This window comes from Pantoea sp. paga, assembly GCF_007558755.1.
Taxonomy (GTDB): domain Bacteria; phylum Pseudomonadota; class Gammaproteobacteria; order Enterobacterales; family Enterobacteriaceae; genus Pantoea; species Pantoea agglomerans.
On the sequence record NZ_VLTF01000013.1, the window covers coordinates 1 to 16286 of the forward strand.

Here is a 16286-nt window from a genome sequence, read left to right on the forward strand (position 1 = left end):
ACAAATCAGCCACTGATGAATTCGGTAGTCTTTCCGGCCGTGCTGCTAAGCCTTTAGGCTCATCCCCATCCCACTGCCCCGTCATTCGGTTATATTCCAGTCCATTTTGTACCTTCAGTAATATCCTGGGCTTCTAAAGTGTTTAATCGCGAATGAGGCCGCCATAATGTCCTTTATCAGCAGCCCCCGTGCACACGGAGCAGCCCTGCACACGCAGTGAAAGGCCGCGATGCACTCTGAGCACAGGCAGAATCGCTTCAAGTTTCGTATTTAGCTTTTGCTTGCGACAGACATCCACTGTAGTTAGTGAACGTTGTTTTTACTGTCAACTTAAGAGAATATTTGCTGCGCTCATTTTTCCTTTGTAACTGTTTCTTCACCTTTTTCTGCAGTCAGCTCATAAAGCCCGGAAGGCCCATCAACGGACATCTGCCATCCACAGCGGTTAAGAAGCGTTTCCAGCCCCTGCACGCGCCCGGTCAGTCGCGCCATCACCGGTGTGACCTGCTGGCCGTCGTTGTCAAACGCAGCATCCAGGCTGGTCCGTGACAGATAAACTCCGTTTACGCCAGCGTTCAGAGCAGCGGAGTGCCTTCCCGACCACTCCCGGTCACTAAGCAGCCGATAAGCCCAGCACATATCTTTCGCCATCTCCAGGGCATATGTCAGCCGGAACAGATCATTCTGCTGGGATAATTTGCCGGTACAGGAGCGCCAGAGATAGTCAAGCTTGCCGGCAAGCTTTGCGGCAACGCCATACTGGCGCCCCTGCTTCAGCAGCCACTCAATATCGGGTGCCACCTCACGCGAAAAGCGGCGTTGCTTCAGGGCGGTTGCCAGCCAGCGTGTTAGAAAGAGATTTTCCTGAGCAGCAGAACTAACGGTACCGTCCTGACGTGCAAGTGCAAGGGCTGCCAGAGCACACCAGGCCAGATGACCGGATTTTTGTGTCAGCGTCACTGCAGTCTATCCTTCTTATGAATCATATTCGCTATTCTAACCGTGATTCTCTAACCAATAAATCGTGTATGGGTAAATCTTCAGTCGCATTAATTCTTGCAGACGTAGCCGTGCTATAAATGCCACTCATGCGGCATAGAGGCGCCAGAAACTAAATAGGCGGCTGTCGGAGGACAGGTGGTCAGATTCATGTTTACAAGCTGGAAAACAGAGGAAACGAGCTTACTGCAAGAGACTCCATGTTTGTAAACAGGATAACGGGCAGCGCAGCGTAAGACAGATAACTATACACTTAACCAGTTTACAAACATGTCCGCCTGAATGTTTCCCATAAACAAACATGGCAGTTACGCGATACAAACAGAGTTAATGTTAAGTGAATACAGCTCACATCTATGTAATAGGCAGCGGTAACCCGCATACCCGAAAAGGTTTCGCACGTGTCCTGATAGAACAGGACAGTCTGAAAACGCCAGTTATCTTTAATTATGAAGACACTACTTATAAGCGCAGCCAGATCCAGGGCATGATCGATGCTGTACTGCAGCTCGATTGCCCTCACCATGTGGTATTCATCAGCGCCTCACCGCTGGCGCTGGAAAAAGCTGAAATTGGTGAAGGACCTAACCGGGATCTGATCTACGAGCTGTATCGCGTTCTGTCTGCTAAGGGCTGTACGTACGCATTCGATTTTCGAGCAGGAAAGGGAAAAGAGATAAACAAACTGCTGGCAGATCACAACGTCTGATTTTGACGCTCCCAGCGTCTTCCAGCTCTATGCCCACTGTAGTGCTTCTTGCCATATTAAGCTGGCGGTTCCATCAGCTGCTCGATAGCAAAGATGAGCGCCGGTTCAGCTTCCTCTGTTCTATTAACTTGGTCCTTAAGCAATAGCACGAGCTCGCGTTTAATCATCTCTCGGCTGACTTCCAGGCCATCCGCAGCTCTGCTCAGACAGATCATGCCGGTGAGTCTGCATGCTCTCCAGTAAGTCGATTCGATTTCGTCATCTTCAGCGTTCTGCATCAGCAACTCTTCCATTCGGATTAAGGGATTATGCGCGAAGAGCATGAAGGCGCAAGTCATCATAAACGGGTAGTTCACTGTATCTTGCGCAAAGCAGATCTGTTGGCCATTCCAGGTTGCCCCAGACATTTAAGGCTGGCGAGCTGTGCAGAGCCTGTCCTTTAAATGCCGCGTCAGAGGCATGGAGGCGCCAGAAACTGTAGAGGACGGCTCAGATGCCATCGGGCGCCGTAAGCCCGGCAGAGCCGGTTACAGGGCTGATAGTGGCGAAAGCCCAACCCCTTCCTGCCAGACGCCGTTTACGCAGCGGCCTGTCAGCAGCTTATCAGCCAGACGGTCGGAGACGAAAGGAAGAATCCGCGGTACCTCTCACAGCTACTCCAGTTTTATAGTTACAACACCCATTAATCAGCCACTGCAGTTCCGGCCCAAAGGGCCGGGCGGCGGCGGCTGTTCAGTGGGGGCAACCGGGTTTCAGGTCCGGCTCAGGTCTGGCCGGAGAGGGGCACGGGTTATACGGTTCTGCTCGGAACGGTGTTAATAGTGTTACTATTGGGTGTTGTAACTAATATGTTTTGCCCGCCGTCTGTCGGCGAGAGCTACCTCAGTCTTTTGATTCTGAGCGGCGCGGTCGCTTGCGGCCGCTGCAAGCGAAGGCATTAAACTTATCCACGCAAAATGCCGGTTTGAAAACCTTATTAGTTATTTTGATTATTTCTTTCTGAACGTAAGTCAGGACTATTTTGCGAGTAGCGCTGATTCTGATTGCCTGTAACCTGCTGATATTAATTGCGTGTAACTGTGGTTAAAAAAAGCGGCACGCTGTTTTGCGGCCACGATTCGTGAATTTCCGAGGAAATGCCGGCGCAGAAAAGGGCGTTCAGTGCCCGGCACAAACGACTTTACCGCCAGTCAAGGCGGTTAAAAAGGTAGGTCGTGTCAGTGGACTATATCGGGTATTTCAGGGAGTACGGGCTCATAGTCGAGCCCCAGCTCCAGCTGTCGCAGACACTTCCAGACCAGGCGGTCAAAGTCTTCAGTCGGAAGATTGCGCCAGACGTGAGCCGGACGCGTGCGCAGCAGCTTGGCCATCGCGTTACGCCTGTCATCGAGCGGCAGTTTACTCAGGCGCTTGCGGCGCTTCTGCTTTGACGCTTTTTCGCGACGGCTTATCAGCGTGGCCATGCGCATATTTTCATACCAGCGGCGGCGGGCGGCGCGTACTGAGGCGTGCGTGCCTGGATCAATGATGCCATCAGCCTCAGCAGCGAGACGCTCATTGCGCTCCGCGAGAAACTTATTCATATCGATGCCGCACAGCTGCCAGAACTGATCGGTCAGCACGATATGTCGCGGCATGCAGTAACCCGTCACCGGGTCCATTTCCAGATCTGGACGCTCTATCAGGCCGTAGCGCTCCCATTCTTCAAACAGGCGGGATATCCGGCTGGGTTCAACGCGAGTTTCCGGAATGACGTCGCCATTTTCATCTTTCGGGCTCAGCTCATCAGCCAGTTTGCTGCCGTTAAAGGTGACCACTGACGTGGCCAAATCTGCGCGCTGCACGCAGAGCGGCCACATTGCGTCATACAGCGCCTGCTTTTCCGGCCGGAAATCACGTTTCCGGCCTGCAGCATCACGAAGGTGGACAAAATAGGGATGCCGGGACATGCGCTGGCGCAGCGTCATTTTGCCTGTGCGCTTGTCTTTGGCTACAAGCCGGCTCATGGCGTGCCCCATCTGACCGGGAAGACGTCTGTAATTTTTCGGTGCAAACCACTCCGGATTAGAGCATTTGCAGGCAGTGGAATGATCGCCACGGTGGCGTTTGTCAGGTCGTGATGATGTAGTGAAGGGTATCTGCTTATACATGCCTGCCACCACCTGTAATACGCAGGCGGAGTAAGCATAGATCGCGTTGTCTTTTTCCGGACATGAAACTATACTCCCCGCATGGGATGGTTATTCCCGTGCAGTTTTGTAGTGGAACCCCGCTAATCTTCATCCGGTCGCCAAACTGAAGAGATTAGCGGGGTTTTTTCTTTTCTGATTTGGTCTTACCGCCTCAGCTCCCTGCCACCTTACGGCGTGGCCAGCCATAAATTCTTAACTGTCCGTAATCTATCACCACGCACTGCGCTGGGCAATAACGTAATCCCCTTACGAAAAACCTTTCCGCTTTGTTTCTGTTTCAATCAGATACTCAAGCATTTCTGCCTGAGTTTTACCTGTTTCATCGCATAACCTGATTAGAGCCTGCTTATGCTCAGCACTAATGAACACTTTGATTTCTTTATGTGTCTCACGCTTGCGAGCCTGATAAGCGCGTACGCGTTCTTTATCAGGAATTGGCTGATCTCTGTTGCGGGTGCGTTTTTTTTCGGGAGCTGATGTTACTGAATCACGGGGGCTCATGCTCGTACCCTGCTGCAAAATAAGACTTTCCGCAGAATACCATAAGCCAAATCAGTAATGCCCTTTCTTTGTGATACCTGAGCAGCAGCTGGCGAACTGACTGCTCCGGCGTTACGGACGATAAGCTGCGGCTGTCAGTACGGCAGTCGGTAGTCTGTTCCGGCGTCCCAGCGGGATTGCCAGTGCTGAAGATAACGATCGGCAAGTTCCGGCATACCTTCGATGACCAGCGCGTTTTCGCTGTTGTACCGGGCGGCCGCGCGGGTGTAGTTGACGCTGGCCACCACGACGGCGACCGTAATATGTGGAAGACTTGCTGTTACAGATTTTTTCTTTAGACTGATTCGCTGACATATCGGATTCCTCATAATTTGATTGTCATGCCCTGCGCGGAGTTACAGCTCCGCCAGGGCAACCATTCCGGCCGTTCCGGCCGCCTCCCTGCTTTGTTACCTTCTGTTTTCACCTCTGTGACAGCCTTGCATGAGCAAAGCCGCGTCATTCAGAATGGGATGTCGTCGTCAAAATCTGTCGGCGGATAATTACCCTGCTGCTGCGCGTGGGGTTCCGGCTGCGGCTGAGCCGCGCTGCGACCGCCCTTGCCGCCATTGCCACTGTTACCTGACGCTGCAGGCGTCTGCTGAGGCTGACTGCTCTGCTGGCCGCTGAACTGCTGACCGGTCTGGTCGCCACTGTTGCCCCCACGTCCGCCCAGCATCTGCATGGTGCCGCCGACGTTGACCACCACTTCTGTGGTATAGCGATCCTGACCGCCCTGGTCCTGCCACTTGCGCGTGCGCAGCTGGCCCTCGATGTAGACCTGCGAACCTTTCCGCAGGTACTCACCCGCTACCTCGGCAAGTTTTCCGAACAGCACAACCCGGTGCCACTCCGTGTTCTCTTTGTTTTCGCCCGTCTGCTTGTCCCGCCACGTTTCTGACGTGGCCAGCGTGATGTTTGCGACCGCACCACCGTTTGGCATGTAGCGCACCTCGGGGTCCTGCCCCAGATTGCCGACTAGGATGACCTTGTTGACGCCTCGTGAAGCCATATTCGTTCTCCTCATGCAGTTGAGTTTTAACCACGTCACCCGTTGAGTTTCTGGAGCCGCGGTGTTGACGTTTTGTGGAAATCGGCTGGTTTTTTCCTCCGGTATTCACTTCACCCGTTTGAGATCCTTCGCCGCGAGGGCGTAAACCAGCGCGGGTGACGGCAGGCGTCCGGGGCGACGGGGACATTTATTTCCGGTCTAACGCAGTGGCCGGAAAAAAATTTTCCCGGCGTTCACTTCACCCTGGACGACCACGGCGCCTGTGCTTGTCTCAGCCCCGGCGAAAGGACTTAAACCGGTGAAGCCCGGCGGAAAAGCACAGCACGGTGCAGCAGCAACGGCGGCTGAGCGGCAGCGAAACGGCGTTGCGCCTCAGAGCGGCGGCGATTTCTGGCCGTCGCGGTTCGCGCCAGCCACGGGCTGGCTGCAGGTCCTTTAAGGTCCCGCTGTCTGATTCTGTTTTAGGGTGTTTGTCTGCGGCAGAATGCCGCTATCTGAATGCGTCAGTGCAGGCCCGTGCGCCGCAAGCGGCAGGCAGTACCGGGCTGGTGTGAGGAAATAATGGTTTTCATAACAAGCTCCCTGTTTATGTAGTCCCTTAAGTGAGCGCTAATCATACACATCAGGTCCATGATAAAAAGACTGCTGACAGGTTTTCAGATGAGCGCCAGCACGCAATGCGCTGTTTTTGCAGACATCAGACCCTAGCCGTCAGGCCCGGGACGCCTGCGGTCCGGCGAAGCTTTCCGGCTTTGCCGGGTAGCTGAGTAGGGCTGACGACCCCGCCAGGGGAAGCCAAAGGTGGCCCTTATCCACATCTTTTCTGCACATCCGGCGCATAAAGCTGTTGATAAACTTCGGCAGGCCGCGTCAGCAGAAGCCTGAAGGGAACAGGCTAAATATTGCACTATCGCTTCGCTGTAACTCTATATAAATCAATGGTCCCGAATAGCCAGTACGACAGTGCTGCATCTGCCATCTTGCACCTTGCGGTAAGCCAGCCAATACCACTGTAAATACATACAGCATTTTGACAGGGACTTTTGCTATGTTTAACGCCTTTGAGTTGATGCACCCGGCGGACAATCCGCCGCCCAGCTTCAGGCCTCTTTTCCTGGAACGTGTGCCCTGCGGGTTTCCCTCACCCTGTCAGGACTATGCGGAGCAGGAGCTCGATCTCAACGAATATCTTATAGCCCACAGGGCAAGCACCTTTTTCCTGCGCGCGCAGGGCAACAGCATGCAGGACATTGGCCTGTATGACGGCGACCTGCTTATTGTCGATCGCTCCCTGACGCCGGAGCACAACGACGTGGTTATCGCCGAGCTTTACGGCGAATTTACGGTAAAGCGCCTTTTGCTTACACCGAAGGGACCCGTTCTGCAGCCCATGAATCCCGCCTATCCCGTTATTATTCCGGACCCGGACACGCTTGAGATCTTCGGCGTAGTGGTGCACTTCGTGCATACCCCTCGCAAAAGGAACTGACATGTTTGGCCTGATTGACGTGAACAGCTTTTACGCCAGCGCGGAGAAGGTATTCCGGCCCGACCTGAAAAATGCGCCGGTGGCCATCCTGTCGAACAACGACGGCTGCATTATCGCGCGCAGCAAGGAAGCCAAAAAATACGTGAAAATGGGCGATCCGTGGTTCAAGATAAAGAATCAGCAGTTTCCTGAGAAAATACACATATTTTCAAGCAACTATGCGCTTTAGTAAGTTAAGTGGAATGCAACATTGACGGCGTAAAATTTGAACAGCAAAGCTGTTGTCAGAGGAGAATGCAATGCTGATTCCACCGAATGAACACGTTCTATTGCTGGCAGAGCGCTGGCTGAAAATTTTATCCGATCTGGGGCGGGCGCAGGCCACACTCACCGCCTACCGCAATGCCCTCCGCCATTATTTTGCGTTCTGCAGCCAGCACAATATTGAACCTGAAAAAGCCCGGTTTGAAGACCTGGCTGCCTATATCAGTCCTCAGTTACCCGGCATGCCCTTTCCCGCGGCCAGCGCCACGCTCCAGCTTCGCCTGTCGGCGATCCGCCTCTGGTATGACTTTCTCATGCACCTGGATCTTTGCACGGTCAATCCGCTGCCCCGATCCGGCACGCCCGGCATGCTGAGTTCCGGCCGGGGACTGGTTCCCCGCGTTGTAAAGCTGCCACGCATTCCTGACGATGCGCAGTGGCAGTGTTTTCTATATCATGCCGCCGCTTCCCCACTGCGTGACCGCCTGATGCTGGCATTAACCTATTACGGCGCGCTGCGGCGGTCTGAAATTACCTCGCTCAGTATTGACTGACTTCGATTTTGCACACCGGCTCATCCGCATCCGGGCAGAAACCACCAAGAGCCGGCGTGAACGCATTGTCTGTTACAGCCCGGCAGTAGTGCCCGTGCTGGCCGCCCACCTTATGCAGATGAAGCGGACCGGAATCGTAAGAGGTGCCCTGTTCCGTTCTGAGTCCGATCGTAATCAGGGCGCGCCGCTTTCATTCTGGACCTGGAGCAAAACGGTGCGGAAATGGACGCTTGAGTCCGGGATGCCTGACATCTCAACCCATACCTTCCGGCACCTGCGGCTGCCGCCACTACCGCATCCGGCTTTACCACCAGTACCGAATTGAAAAAACCGGACTGCAGGCGCAGGCGATCTGCCTCCTGACGTAGCTGCTGCACGTTGCTGAAGTCTTTGATAAGGCCGGCGCTGAAAGCCAGCTCGCGCTGCGCGGTGAAAAGGTAGCGATCGGTGGTGTCAGAAAGCTTGCGGGCATATGCGATGTTACTGTCCAGCAGGCGGTCTTCGATGTTGGCTTTCTGGAAGAACCACAGGCTGCCCAGGAGAAGGACGGACGTCATGAGGATCCCCCCCAGCGACAGGATAACAAGCAGCGTGCGCAGGGTTATCGTATTTTTGTTCATCAGTGGCGTCCGTGATTCTGGTCAGTCCGGGCAGAATGCCCCCCCTGAACGGCGTGAGAAGGCTCCGGAAGAAGCGCTCAGGAATGGCGTGCTTACAAGGAAAGGCAGGGAAATAATTTTACCGGTCGGGTGTCTGAGCGCTGCGGGTTATCTTCCTGTCACCAGCATGGTATACAGGAACGGGTATACCGTCCTGATTTTTTATAAGCTTATTATGATTTTCATTGTAATGAAGTCAGCTTCAGGGAAATGACTCATATACCCATGTGGGTGATGAAGAGGTAAGTATGGAAAAGTATGTAGCGATGCACCGTACGCTGGCAGCACGCTTTGAGAGCATCATGCCGATGCTGACGCAGGTGATGAGTGCGGAGTACCATGACCCGGACGTATTCGTGAATAATTACGGCCTGTTGTTCGCCCTGCAGCAGGAGGGAGCCCGCAGCCTGAAAGACGACGAGTTTGACGCCTGGCTGCGTATTAACGATCCTGACCTGCGTATGAATATTGTGGCCACAGGCATTGGCATCCGTATTTTTGAAAACCTGCTGAACAACTATGCCCGAAAGTAAGCGGGCCTGACTGTACCCGGCCAACCGGACCCTGACTCCCGTATTGCCAGGAGGAAAAAATGCTTGTGAACCTGAGCGGCGACGAAGCGCGACGGCTTGATGCCATTGCGGCGCTGCGCACGCCGGACGAAAATCGTGATGAAGTCCTCGGTAAGTTCGTCATGCTGGCCGCCCAAGCCCTGGGCATGTCGGGAAGTTTCATTTCAGTGCTGGATGAACGTTATCAGTACATTACAGCATCCCGGAATATCCCCGTGCGCCGGGTACCCAGAAAAGATGCGTTCTGTCGCTTTGTCATGGAACGCGGAGAAACCGTGGTTATTCCTGACATGCTGACCGATGCGCGTTCTTCAGGACATCCGCTTGTGCAGGGCGAGCCTTACGCCCGTTTTTATGCCGGTGCCCCGCTGCGTAACGCCGGAGGGGTGCTGCTGGGCACATTCTGCGTCACGGATACGCGTCCACACGCTTTCTCACCCGCTCAGCGAGACATTCTTGAGCAGATGGCCGGGCTGGTGATGGCGTTTCTGGAAACCTGGCACTCTGCAGCCTTCACCGACCCGACAACGGGGCTGCCTAACCACCAGGGGCTGATGCGGGAGTTGCAGCACAGGGCCACGACAGCGGACAGCCTGCGGCTGACCGTCATAGAGTGTATTGACGTGCCCAAAGCTTATGACCTGGCACGTTCGCTGGGTATGCCGCCGGTGGAAGCTCTGCTGAAGGAAACAGGGGACCTGCTTCGCCTGCGGCTCGCGCTGCAGCCGGAGGAACGGCTGTACGCAATTGCTCCGGGACGTTATGCCATTCTGACAGGGGAACAGAGCCCGTTAACCCTGTCCTCCTTGTGCACCCGACTGCAGAACGTCACGGCGCTTATTGAAGAGGGTATTGCTGTTGACCTGACGATAAATGTCGGACAGGTAAGTTTCAGTCCTGCCGAAGTCTCCGGGCAGGAAGGCCTGCGCCGGGCCGTCAGCGCGCTGCACGAAGCCATTTCCTCCGGCAACCGGGCTGAGCGTTTTGACCCATGCACTGACGAACGCCGTAACAACGAGTTCAGGCTGATGCATGACCTTGCGTCAGCACTGCACGGTGGTACGGGCCTTTATCTGGTTTATCAGCCCAAAATATCCCTTGCGACGCGCAGTCTGACCGGCCTTGAGGCCCTGATCCGCTGGCGGCACCCGACAAGAGGCAACCTCGCGCCAGACGCGTTCCTGCCAGCCGCCGCACGTACCCGGCTTCACGCTGAACTGGCAGACTGGGTCATCCGGAGCGTCACGGCACAGCTCGTACGCTGGCAGGACGCCGGCCGTGCCGTACCGGTATCCGTTAACCTCAGTGAAAGCGATTTATCGCGACGTGACTTTGCCGAAACGCTTTATGAGCGTCTGATGCAGGCGGATCTGGCTCCTGAAATGCTGGAAATTGAATGTCTTGAGACAGAAAAAATTGTGGAAAAAGAAGGCGCGGTTGAAGCACTTTCGGCACTGCGCGCGCGTGGATTCCGGATCGCACTTGATGACTTTGGCGCGGGCTACAGTAACGTCAGCTACCTGCACCGGATGCCACTGGACGTTATCAAACTTGACCGCGTGCTGGTCAGGGATATCGTCACGGACGGCCGCAGCCGCATTATCGCCACGAATATTATCCGTATGCTGAAGGAACTCAGTTATACGGTGGTGGCGGAAGGTGTTGAGGACCGGGCAACGGCAGAGGCGCTGACAGTGGCCGGGTGTGACCAGGCTCAGGGGTATTATTTTTCACGGCCGCTTGCGGTTGCAGACATCACGCGTCTGCTGACGCGGACATTCCCCCGTGACTGAAGGGTTCAGGTGTTTTGTACAGAAGTTATCCACCATTTTTGTGGGTAACTTAAGCATGTCTGGATATTTCAGCCGTACTGGTCACCTGCACGCCGCCGGCACGCTATCATACCAGGCTGCCAGTGCACGGGCATCAAAATCAGTTCCTTCGCGGCTGAACGTCAGTTTCCCCGTGTGATCTGCCAGCATGCGTCTCAGCAGCGCACGCGGCGCGGCGGCATAAGCAATATTAACCGCCTGCCCCGCCGGCCCGCCGGTTATCCAGCGCGTACCGGCAGCACCTGATACGGTCAGGATGTCAGGACTGATGCTCCCGGCCGGTACGGCAAGAGAAATGAACAGCGAATTCCCGTCCATGCAGTTTATTCTCAACAAGGCCCGTGCGTCTGAAGAAACAAGCGCGATCCCTGCAGGCTGCGGGTCCTGCACGTCTGCCCTGACCTGGTACAACAGGGTAAACAGTATCATCCCGCTGAGTGCGGGGGAGTATCTGATTACCCGGGATAATGCCCGGCGCGCGTTAACATGAAGTTTCATAAGCCGCACACCTCACGAGCCTGCATCATCAGTGCCTTAACAGTGGCCCGGGCGGGGGCGGGGAACGTTCTCCCTGAGGACTGACGGCGCAGGCAACCACGCCATCAAACCGTATGCCAAGCACCGGTCCCCCTGACGCTCCAAGCAAAACGAAATCAACGCGGCCAAGCCGGGTTACCTGCTGACGAAAGCACGTGCTGAGCCGGACGCTGCCCCCCGTAACGCGAGTAAATGCATGCATGACGCGGTTGTTATTCAGTATCCGGTGCAGTTCTGATGAGTCCGTATTTACCGGTCTGACCGGCTCGTTCTCAGCGTCAAGAAAGGCTTCAAGCAGACAGTACAGGTCATCATTGTCGTGGCCGGTATCAAACGCCTCGTTAAGCAGCAGGGTATAGGAACGTAGATTGAACATGTGGCTCCGTACTGAATGGGTGGCCCGTAAGTAACCTGTGGACTTACAAGCCCGGCAATAAGTCTGAAACATTATTCAGTCAGGCCGGTTAAAGCGCTCAGCCAGAGCCGCAGTATGTCACATATGAGGAACAGGAGTGAGATGGACGTACCATTTCAGTGCCGTTCTTTATCACAAAGGCTAAGCGTCTTCAGGCGGGGCCCCCGTATACCAGACCAGAATGTCAGAGAACCCTGATTGAAGATAGCTTTGTTACAGAGGTGTGGTTGGTAATTTTGAATTTTTTTGCCACATGATGCCGCTGCAAAAGGAGGAATGTGATGTCCTGGTACTCATAAAAGGAAAAAGTTCGATTTATTAGCAATAACTCTTTTTATCTTGAGAACGACTACAAATCCAAAAAAAACAGAAAAATAATTGATACCAAATGGAAAATGAAGCAGCAAATGCTCAGCACTGCATGGATCACATGCTGGTCAGACATTCCTGTTGCTCGCGTATAATAACCGACAGGGTAAGCGCAATGGATGTCTCCAGGGTTTGAATTTGTATTCCACATAAATCACTCGATGAGCACGCGGGTAATGTCCTGCATCGAGGAGATGGTGCCTCGGCTGGAGGTGTATTCGGTTGACGAAGGGTTCTGTGACTGCACGGGTATGGAAATGGCTATGCCATATGAGGACTTTGGCCGCATGATCCGGGCGCACGTCAGGACCTGCACAGGCCTGACGGTCGGCGTCGGGCTTTGACCAACGAAGACCTTGGCGAAGTCAGCACAGTGGGCCGGTAAGGAATGGCCCCAGTTTGGCGGGGTGTTAGCGCTCACGCCAGGCAATCCGGGGCGGACCGAAAAGCTGCTATCTCGTCAGCCCGTGGGTGAACTCTGGGGCGTGGGTTCCAGGCTTGAAAAACGCCTGCAGCTGCTCGGCGTGACAACGGCGCTCGATCTGGCACGCGCCTCACCTTCCTTCATCCGCAAGAATTTCGGTGTGGTACTGGAGCGCACGGTACGCGAGCTTAACGGCGAATCCTGCATCCCGATGGAGGATGCGCCCCCGCCTAAACAGCAGATAGTCGTAAGCCGCAGCTTCGGCGAACGCATCACGGAATATGACGCAATGCGACAATCCGTCTGCGCGTATGCAGAACGCGTGGCGGAAAAGCTTCGCGAAGACAGGCAGTTCTGCCACCACATCTCTGTGTTTATCCGCACCTCCCCTTTCGACACCTGGCAGCCTGGATACGGCAACACGGCATTCGTTAAGCTTCGCGTGGGCACACAGGACACGCGGAACATCATCGAGGCAGCAGTGAAATCGCTGGATACCATCTGGCGCCCGGGCTATCGCTATGCAAAAGCCGGCATCATGCTGAGCGAGCTGCGACCGAACGGCGTGGCGCAGCTCAACCTGTTTGATGACGAGACGCCGCGTGCCGGCAGTGAAGCACTAATGAGCCTGATGGATTCGATGAACCGCTCCGGGCGTTTTAGCATAGGTTTTGCGGGTAAAGGTTTCGACCCTAACTGGAAGATGAAACGGGAAATGCTGAGTAAAGCATGGACGACGAACTGGAAAGAGCTACCAGTTGCAAAGGTATGTTAAAAGCACACATTAGGTATTTAAAAATGTACATATTAAATACATAATAGACATTTATTATGTCTGACTAATAAAACTAATAGTGCTTAGTTTGGCACACTCAGCGCCTGTGCCCGTCCTCTTGGCCGAACTCAACTGCAGGCCGGGAGTTTTACCACGCATCCGTTTCACAGGTGTGAGTTTGCCTGGTGAAACTCATCAAGTAGGCGAATAAAAGGTCCTAGTTTTTTCCCGACGAAATAGCGGCTACACGGCAATTTGTCACCATAGTTAAGACGCTGCTGGCACTTATCGAACGCGGGCCGTTTTCTGCGGACATGACATATGAACATATCCGCGCGCTGGGTAATCAAAATTTCCGAGGCGCCGCTCCAGGATAACCTGTACATCTCGATTAACAGCTGATTAATACATCCTCTTTATCCGGCGTTCGCAGGGCCCTGAGCGTCTCTGTAAGCGTTCAGACTGATGCCAGCCACGAGCTTAAGTGCAAGCACCAACACAATACATTTAAAGCACACAAAGAGTATTCTAAATGTACATTTTAAGTATGTAAAAAACATTCAATTAAACAGGAAGCCTCTCAGTAAGTGGCTTCCTTATTAAGCCTTATTTACTATCGAAAGCGCCATCGCGTGCAAGCTTCTCGCGAAAAGCCTCAAGTATATAAGGCGTCATCAGCAGGGATGTGACGTTACGTTCTTTGAGTGAGTCGTACGCGTCCCACAAGTCCTCCGGGATCTGAACGTTTTTAGCCCTACGCACAGCTTTTGCTTTCCGGCGTGGACCAGAGGATTCGTTTTCAACCTGCTTCTCTGGTTCTGCAGGCCTGACGGCCTCGGCCGCGACAGGCTGTTGTTCAGCTGGTGCAGAACTCCCTGCTTCATGCAAAGGTGCGTTTTTTGAGAGCTGTGAAATTCGTTCGAACATTGCTGATTTAGGATTAGCCATCAGATACACCATTCATATTTAAATAGTACATTTTCAATACTCATTGAATATCTTAATCATACCTTTTCAATTGCATTGCGCATATCTAAAAAGAGCGAGCGCATAGCGTTACCAACATTGCTGTAGCGTGTTGTCATATGCTCAACAACCCCCATGCCCTGACCAAACTGCTGCGGAGCAGCTTTATCCATTGGAATAGCCGTCTCCATCCGAACCAGATTGTCGAACTGGGCAATGTAGTTATCGATGTCGCTGTAATTGCGTCGATTTGGCGGGACCTTATTCATTACGACATGAGCGATTTTTTTCTCGCCCAGCTCAGCTGAGATTTCATCCAGTACCTTACTGAATTCGTGAAGACCCAGAATATCGGACGGGTCATCCTTCAGCGGAGAAATAATGAGATCAGCAAGCGCTACTGCAGCACGCGTGATCGAGGAGTCAAAACCACCACAGTCAACCAGTACGGTTTGCCCCTTCTCTTTAGCTTCCAGAACATCGGCGATAAAGCGGTCCACAACATTCTCCATGTCGTCGGTGAGGCGGACTACATTCCACCGAATATTCTCATCGCGGAAGCCATTGAACGTTGTCACGGCCGGAGTAGGGTCAGTGTCATAAAAAGTATCAGGCTTAAGCTCGGGCGCTATGTTCAGACTGATAAGCGATTTGCCCGTGCCGCCCTTTTTGATTGCTACCGCTACAACTTTTCCCGCGTATGGATTTGATGCGTTATTCATACCTTACCCATCCCTAAAATGTACATTTTCAGTATCTTTTTAGCACCTTATCAGTACATTCACTGAAGCGCAATAAAGAATACCTTACGAATATCAAAAATGTACATTTTAAGTATTTAAAAGGTGTGCTAGATATACACAAAAATAACAAGCATATTCATTAGCATTACTCTTCGAACCGGGGCAGAGGAGGGGTACAATCGAGTTTTACAGGCGGGGGCTATCTCAGCAAGATACCAGCGCTCCTTTCAGTTTTTGGAGAAGTTATATGGATATGTTTTTCTGGTTTTTGATCGCTATCGCGGTGGTCGCTTACCTGATTTCGGGTGGAAAACGTAAAAGGAAGGGGGATGTATACAGACGCAAAACAGATTATCAGCCACCGAAGCATGAAAGTTATGACCGTGCACCGGAGGTTGTCAGGGAGCAGTCTGTAGCAGAACGACAGCTGGTTACGGTCAGGAGCAATGAATTTTATAAACGCCCGCTGATGAATAAAAGTGAGTACGGCGTATTCTGCAGGCTTGAAAAGTTGCTTTCAGCATCACATCGTGGGTATCGCGTATTCTCCCAGGTATCACTCGGTGAGATTCTTGGCTCAAATGACCAGCAGGCTTACCTGGCAATTAACAGCAAGCGGGCAGACTTCGTGATCATAGACTGGTCAGGGCAGCCGATAGCCGTCGTTGAGTATCATGGCAGTGGCCACTTTAAGGACGACGCCATAGTACGTGACGCGGTCAAACGCGAGGCATGCCGCAGTGCGTGTATAGCCTTTATAGAATTATCTTCAAGCTACACAGATGCTGATATTCAAGCCATAAGCGACCATTTACATGAAAGAGCCGCCTAACGTCAGTCACACCACCAGTAAAGTCGTCTCTTCTTTTCCTCAAGTACGCGCCGCAGCTCCCTGCGGTGCCGTCTCAGTTCCTGATGCAGCATACGCTGCTTAATCCGCTGGTAAATTTTATTTTCCACAACCTCAAGTGAATAGTTATCAGCTTCTGATTCACAACGGCTCATTTCTTCTAATAGCCAGTCCATATATAAGTTAAGATTTTCATCTAAAATGTCTGTAAGCTGTGATTTAAAAAACGTATGTGAATCACTCAGTTAGATATATTTCACAAAAAATTCAAAAAGTAGGATAAGCTTTATCGGCAATCTTTAGGTTTTTTTTAGCTTTATACACTTGTGCTAGGCTAAAGCTCGGCCGGTTATGGTTTTTTTAAGCCCATAATTCTGAGCACTCT

15 protein-coding genes and 4 pseudogenes are annotated in these 16286 nt (G+C 53.0%); 10 read left to right on the forward strand and 9 right to left on the reverse strand.

The genetic code is table 11. The features are described from left to right. Window positions 1–351: 351 nt before the first annotated feature. Window positions 352–960: a DUF2913 family protein gene (locus FOV68_RS22380; RefSeq protein WP_143991586.1), complete on the reverse strand. Its 609-nt coding sequence runs from the start codon at window positions 958–960 to the stop codon at window positions 352–354. A gap of 376 nt (window positions 961–1336) precedes the next feature. On the opposite strand from FOV68_RS22380, the gene FOV68_RS22385 reads away from it, so the two are divergent. Beyond that, window positions 1337–1708, forward strand: coding sequence for a hypothetical protein (locus tag FOV68_RS22385; protein ID WP_052118498.1), 372 nt, complete (start codon window positions 1337–1339; stop codon window positions 1706–1708). Between the two features lie 56 nt (window positions 1709–1764). On the opposite strand, the gene FOV68_RS22390 is transcribed toward FOV68_RS22385, so the two are convergent. From FOV68_RS22390 to FOV68_RS22405, 5 genes and pseudogenes are all read right to left on the reverse strand, one after another. Continuing rightward, window positions 1765–1986: a hypothetical protein gene (locus FOV68_RS22390; RefSeq protein WP_031590789.1), complete on the reverse strand. Its 222-nt coding sequence runs from the start codon at window positions 1984–1986 to the stop codon at window positions 1765–1767. A 939-nt stretch (window positions 1987–2925) separates the two neighbouring features. Further along, window positions 2926–3858, reverse strand: coding sequence for a plasmid replication initiator RepA (gene repA, locus FOV68_RS22395; protein ID WP_143991587.1), 933 nt, complete (start codon window positions 3856–3858; stop codon window positions 2926–2928). Window positions 3859–4146: 288 nt separating this feature from the next. Next, the gene (gene repA, locus FOV68_RS22400) at window positions 4147–4401 is read right to left on the reverse strand and encodes a replication regulatory protein RepA (protein ID WP_143991588.1); all 255 of its coding nucleotides are present in this window, start codon (window positions 4399–4401) and stop codon (window positions 4147–4149) included. Between the two features lie 134 nt (window positions 4402–4535). Continuing rightward, window positions 4536–4691, reverse strand: a pseudogene (locus FOV68_RS24085) (phospholipase D family protein); the annotation flags it as partial. 212 nt (window positions 4692–4903) lie between these two features. Next, complete coding sequence (locus FOV68_RS22405; RefSeq protein ID WP_143991589.1) at window positions 4904–5452, reverse strand: single-stranded DNA-binding protein; 549 nt, start codon at window positions 5450–5452, stop codon at window positions 4904–4906. 1048 nt (window positions 5453–6500) lie between these two features. Here FOV68_RS22405 and umuD point away from each other — a divergent pair. From umuD to FOV68_RS22445, 6 genes and pseudogenes are all read left to right on the forward strand, one after another. Continuing rightward, the gene (umuD, locus tag FOV68_RS22415; RefSeq protein WP_071199882.1) at window positions 6501–6941 is read left to right on the forward strand and encodes a translesion error-prone DNA polymerase V autoproteolytic subunit; all 441 of its coding nucleotides are present in this window, start codon (window positions 6501–6503) and stop codon (window positions 6939–6941) included. Between the two features lies 1 nt (window position 6942). Further along, window positions 6943–7167 (forward strand): annotated as a pseudogene (locus FOV68_RS22420) (DNA polymerase V subunit UmuC); the annotation flags it as partial. 73 nt (window positions 7168–7240) lie between these two features. Then, a pseudogene (locus tag FOV68_RS24620) lies at window positions 7241–8051 on the forward strand (tyrosine-type recombinase/integrase); the annotation flags it as partial. Window positions 8052–8263: 212 nt separating this feature from the next. Beyond that, window positions 8264–8632 (forward strand): hypothetical protein, encoded by a 369-nt coding sequence (locus FOV68_RS24625; protein ID WP_370513300.1) that lies wholly within the window; start codon window positions 8264–8266, stop codon window positions 8630–8632. A 34-nt stretch (window positions 8633–8666) separates the two neighbouring features. Next, a complete protein-coding gene (locus FOV68_RS22440) occupies window positions 8667–8951 on the forward strand; it encodes a hypothetical protein (protein WP_143991592.1) in 285 nt (94 codons plus the stop codon). 59 nt (window positions 8952–9010) lie between these two features. Then, complete coding sequence (locus FOV68_RS22445) at window positions 9011–10783, forward strand: bifunctional diguanylate cyclase/phosphodiesterase (RefSeq protein WP_143991593.1); 1773 nt, start codon at window positions 9011–9013, stop codon at window positions 10781–10783. Window positions 10784–10864: 81 nt separating this feature from the next. On the opposite strand, the gene FOV68_RS22450 is transcribed toward FOV68_RS22445, so the two are convergent. Beyond that, window positions 10865–11320 carry a hypothetical protein gene (locus tag FOV68_RS22450; RefSeq protein WP_143991594.1) on the reverse strand — a complete coding sequence of 152 codons (456 nt, stop codon included), beginning with the start codon at window positions 11318–11320 and terminating at the stop codon, window positions 10865–10867. A gap of 831 nt (window positions 11321–12151) precedes the next feature. Here FOV68_RS22450 and FOV68_RS24630 point away from each other — a divergent pair. Together FOV68_RS24630 and umuC are read left to right on the forward strand one after the other, a co-directional pair. Further along, window positions 12152–12238 carry a DUF4113 domain-containing protein gene (locus tag FOV68_RS24630; RefSeq protein WP_370513303.1) on the forward strand — a complete coding sequence of 29 codons (87 nt, stop codon included), beginning with the start codon at window positions 12152–12154 and terminating at the stop codon, window positions 12236–12238. Window positions 12239–12274: 36 nt separating this feature from the next. After that, window positions 12275–13342, forward strand: a pseudogene (gene umuC, locus FOV68_RS22465) (translesion error-prone DNA polymerase V subunit UmuC); the annotation flags it as partial. A 606-nt stretch (window positions 13343–13948) separates the two neighbouring features. On the opposite strand, the gene FOV68_RS22475 reads toward umuC, so the two are convergent. Then, window positions 13949–14290 (reverse strand): molecular chaperone, encoded by a 342-nt coding sequence (locus tag FOV68_RS22475; RefSeq protein ID WP_143991597.1) that lies wholly within the window; start codon window positions 14288–14290, stop codon window positions 13949–13951. A 56-nt stretch (window positions 14291–14346) separates the two neighbouring features. Next, complete coding sequence (locus FOV68_RS22480; protein WP_009093278.1) at window positions 14347–15030, reverse strand: ParA family protein; 684 nt, start codon at window positions 15028–15030, stop codon at window positions 14347–14349. 268 nt (window positions 15031–15298) lie between these two features. Between FOV68_RS22480 and FOV68_RS22485 the strand changes: the two genes are divergently transcribed. After that, window positions 15299–15883, forward strand: a complete 585-nt coding sequence (locus tag FOV68_RS22485) for a DUF2726 domain-containing protein (protein ID WP_143991598.1) — start codon at window positions 15299–15301, stop codon at window positions 15881–15883. Window positions 15884–16286: the final 403 nt, after the last annotated feature.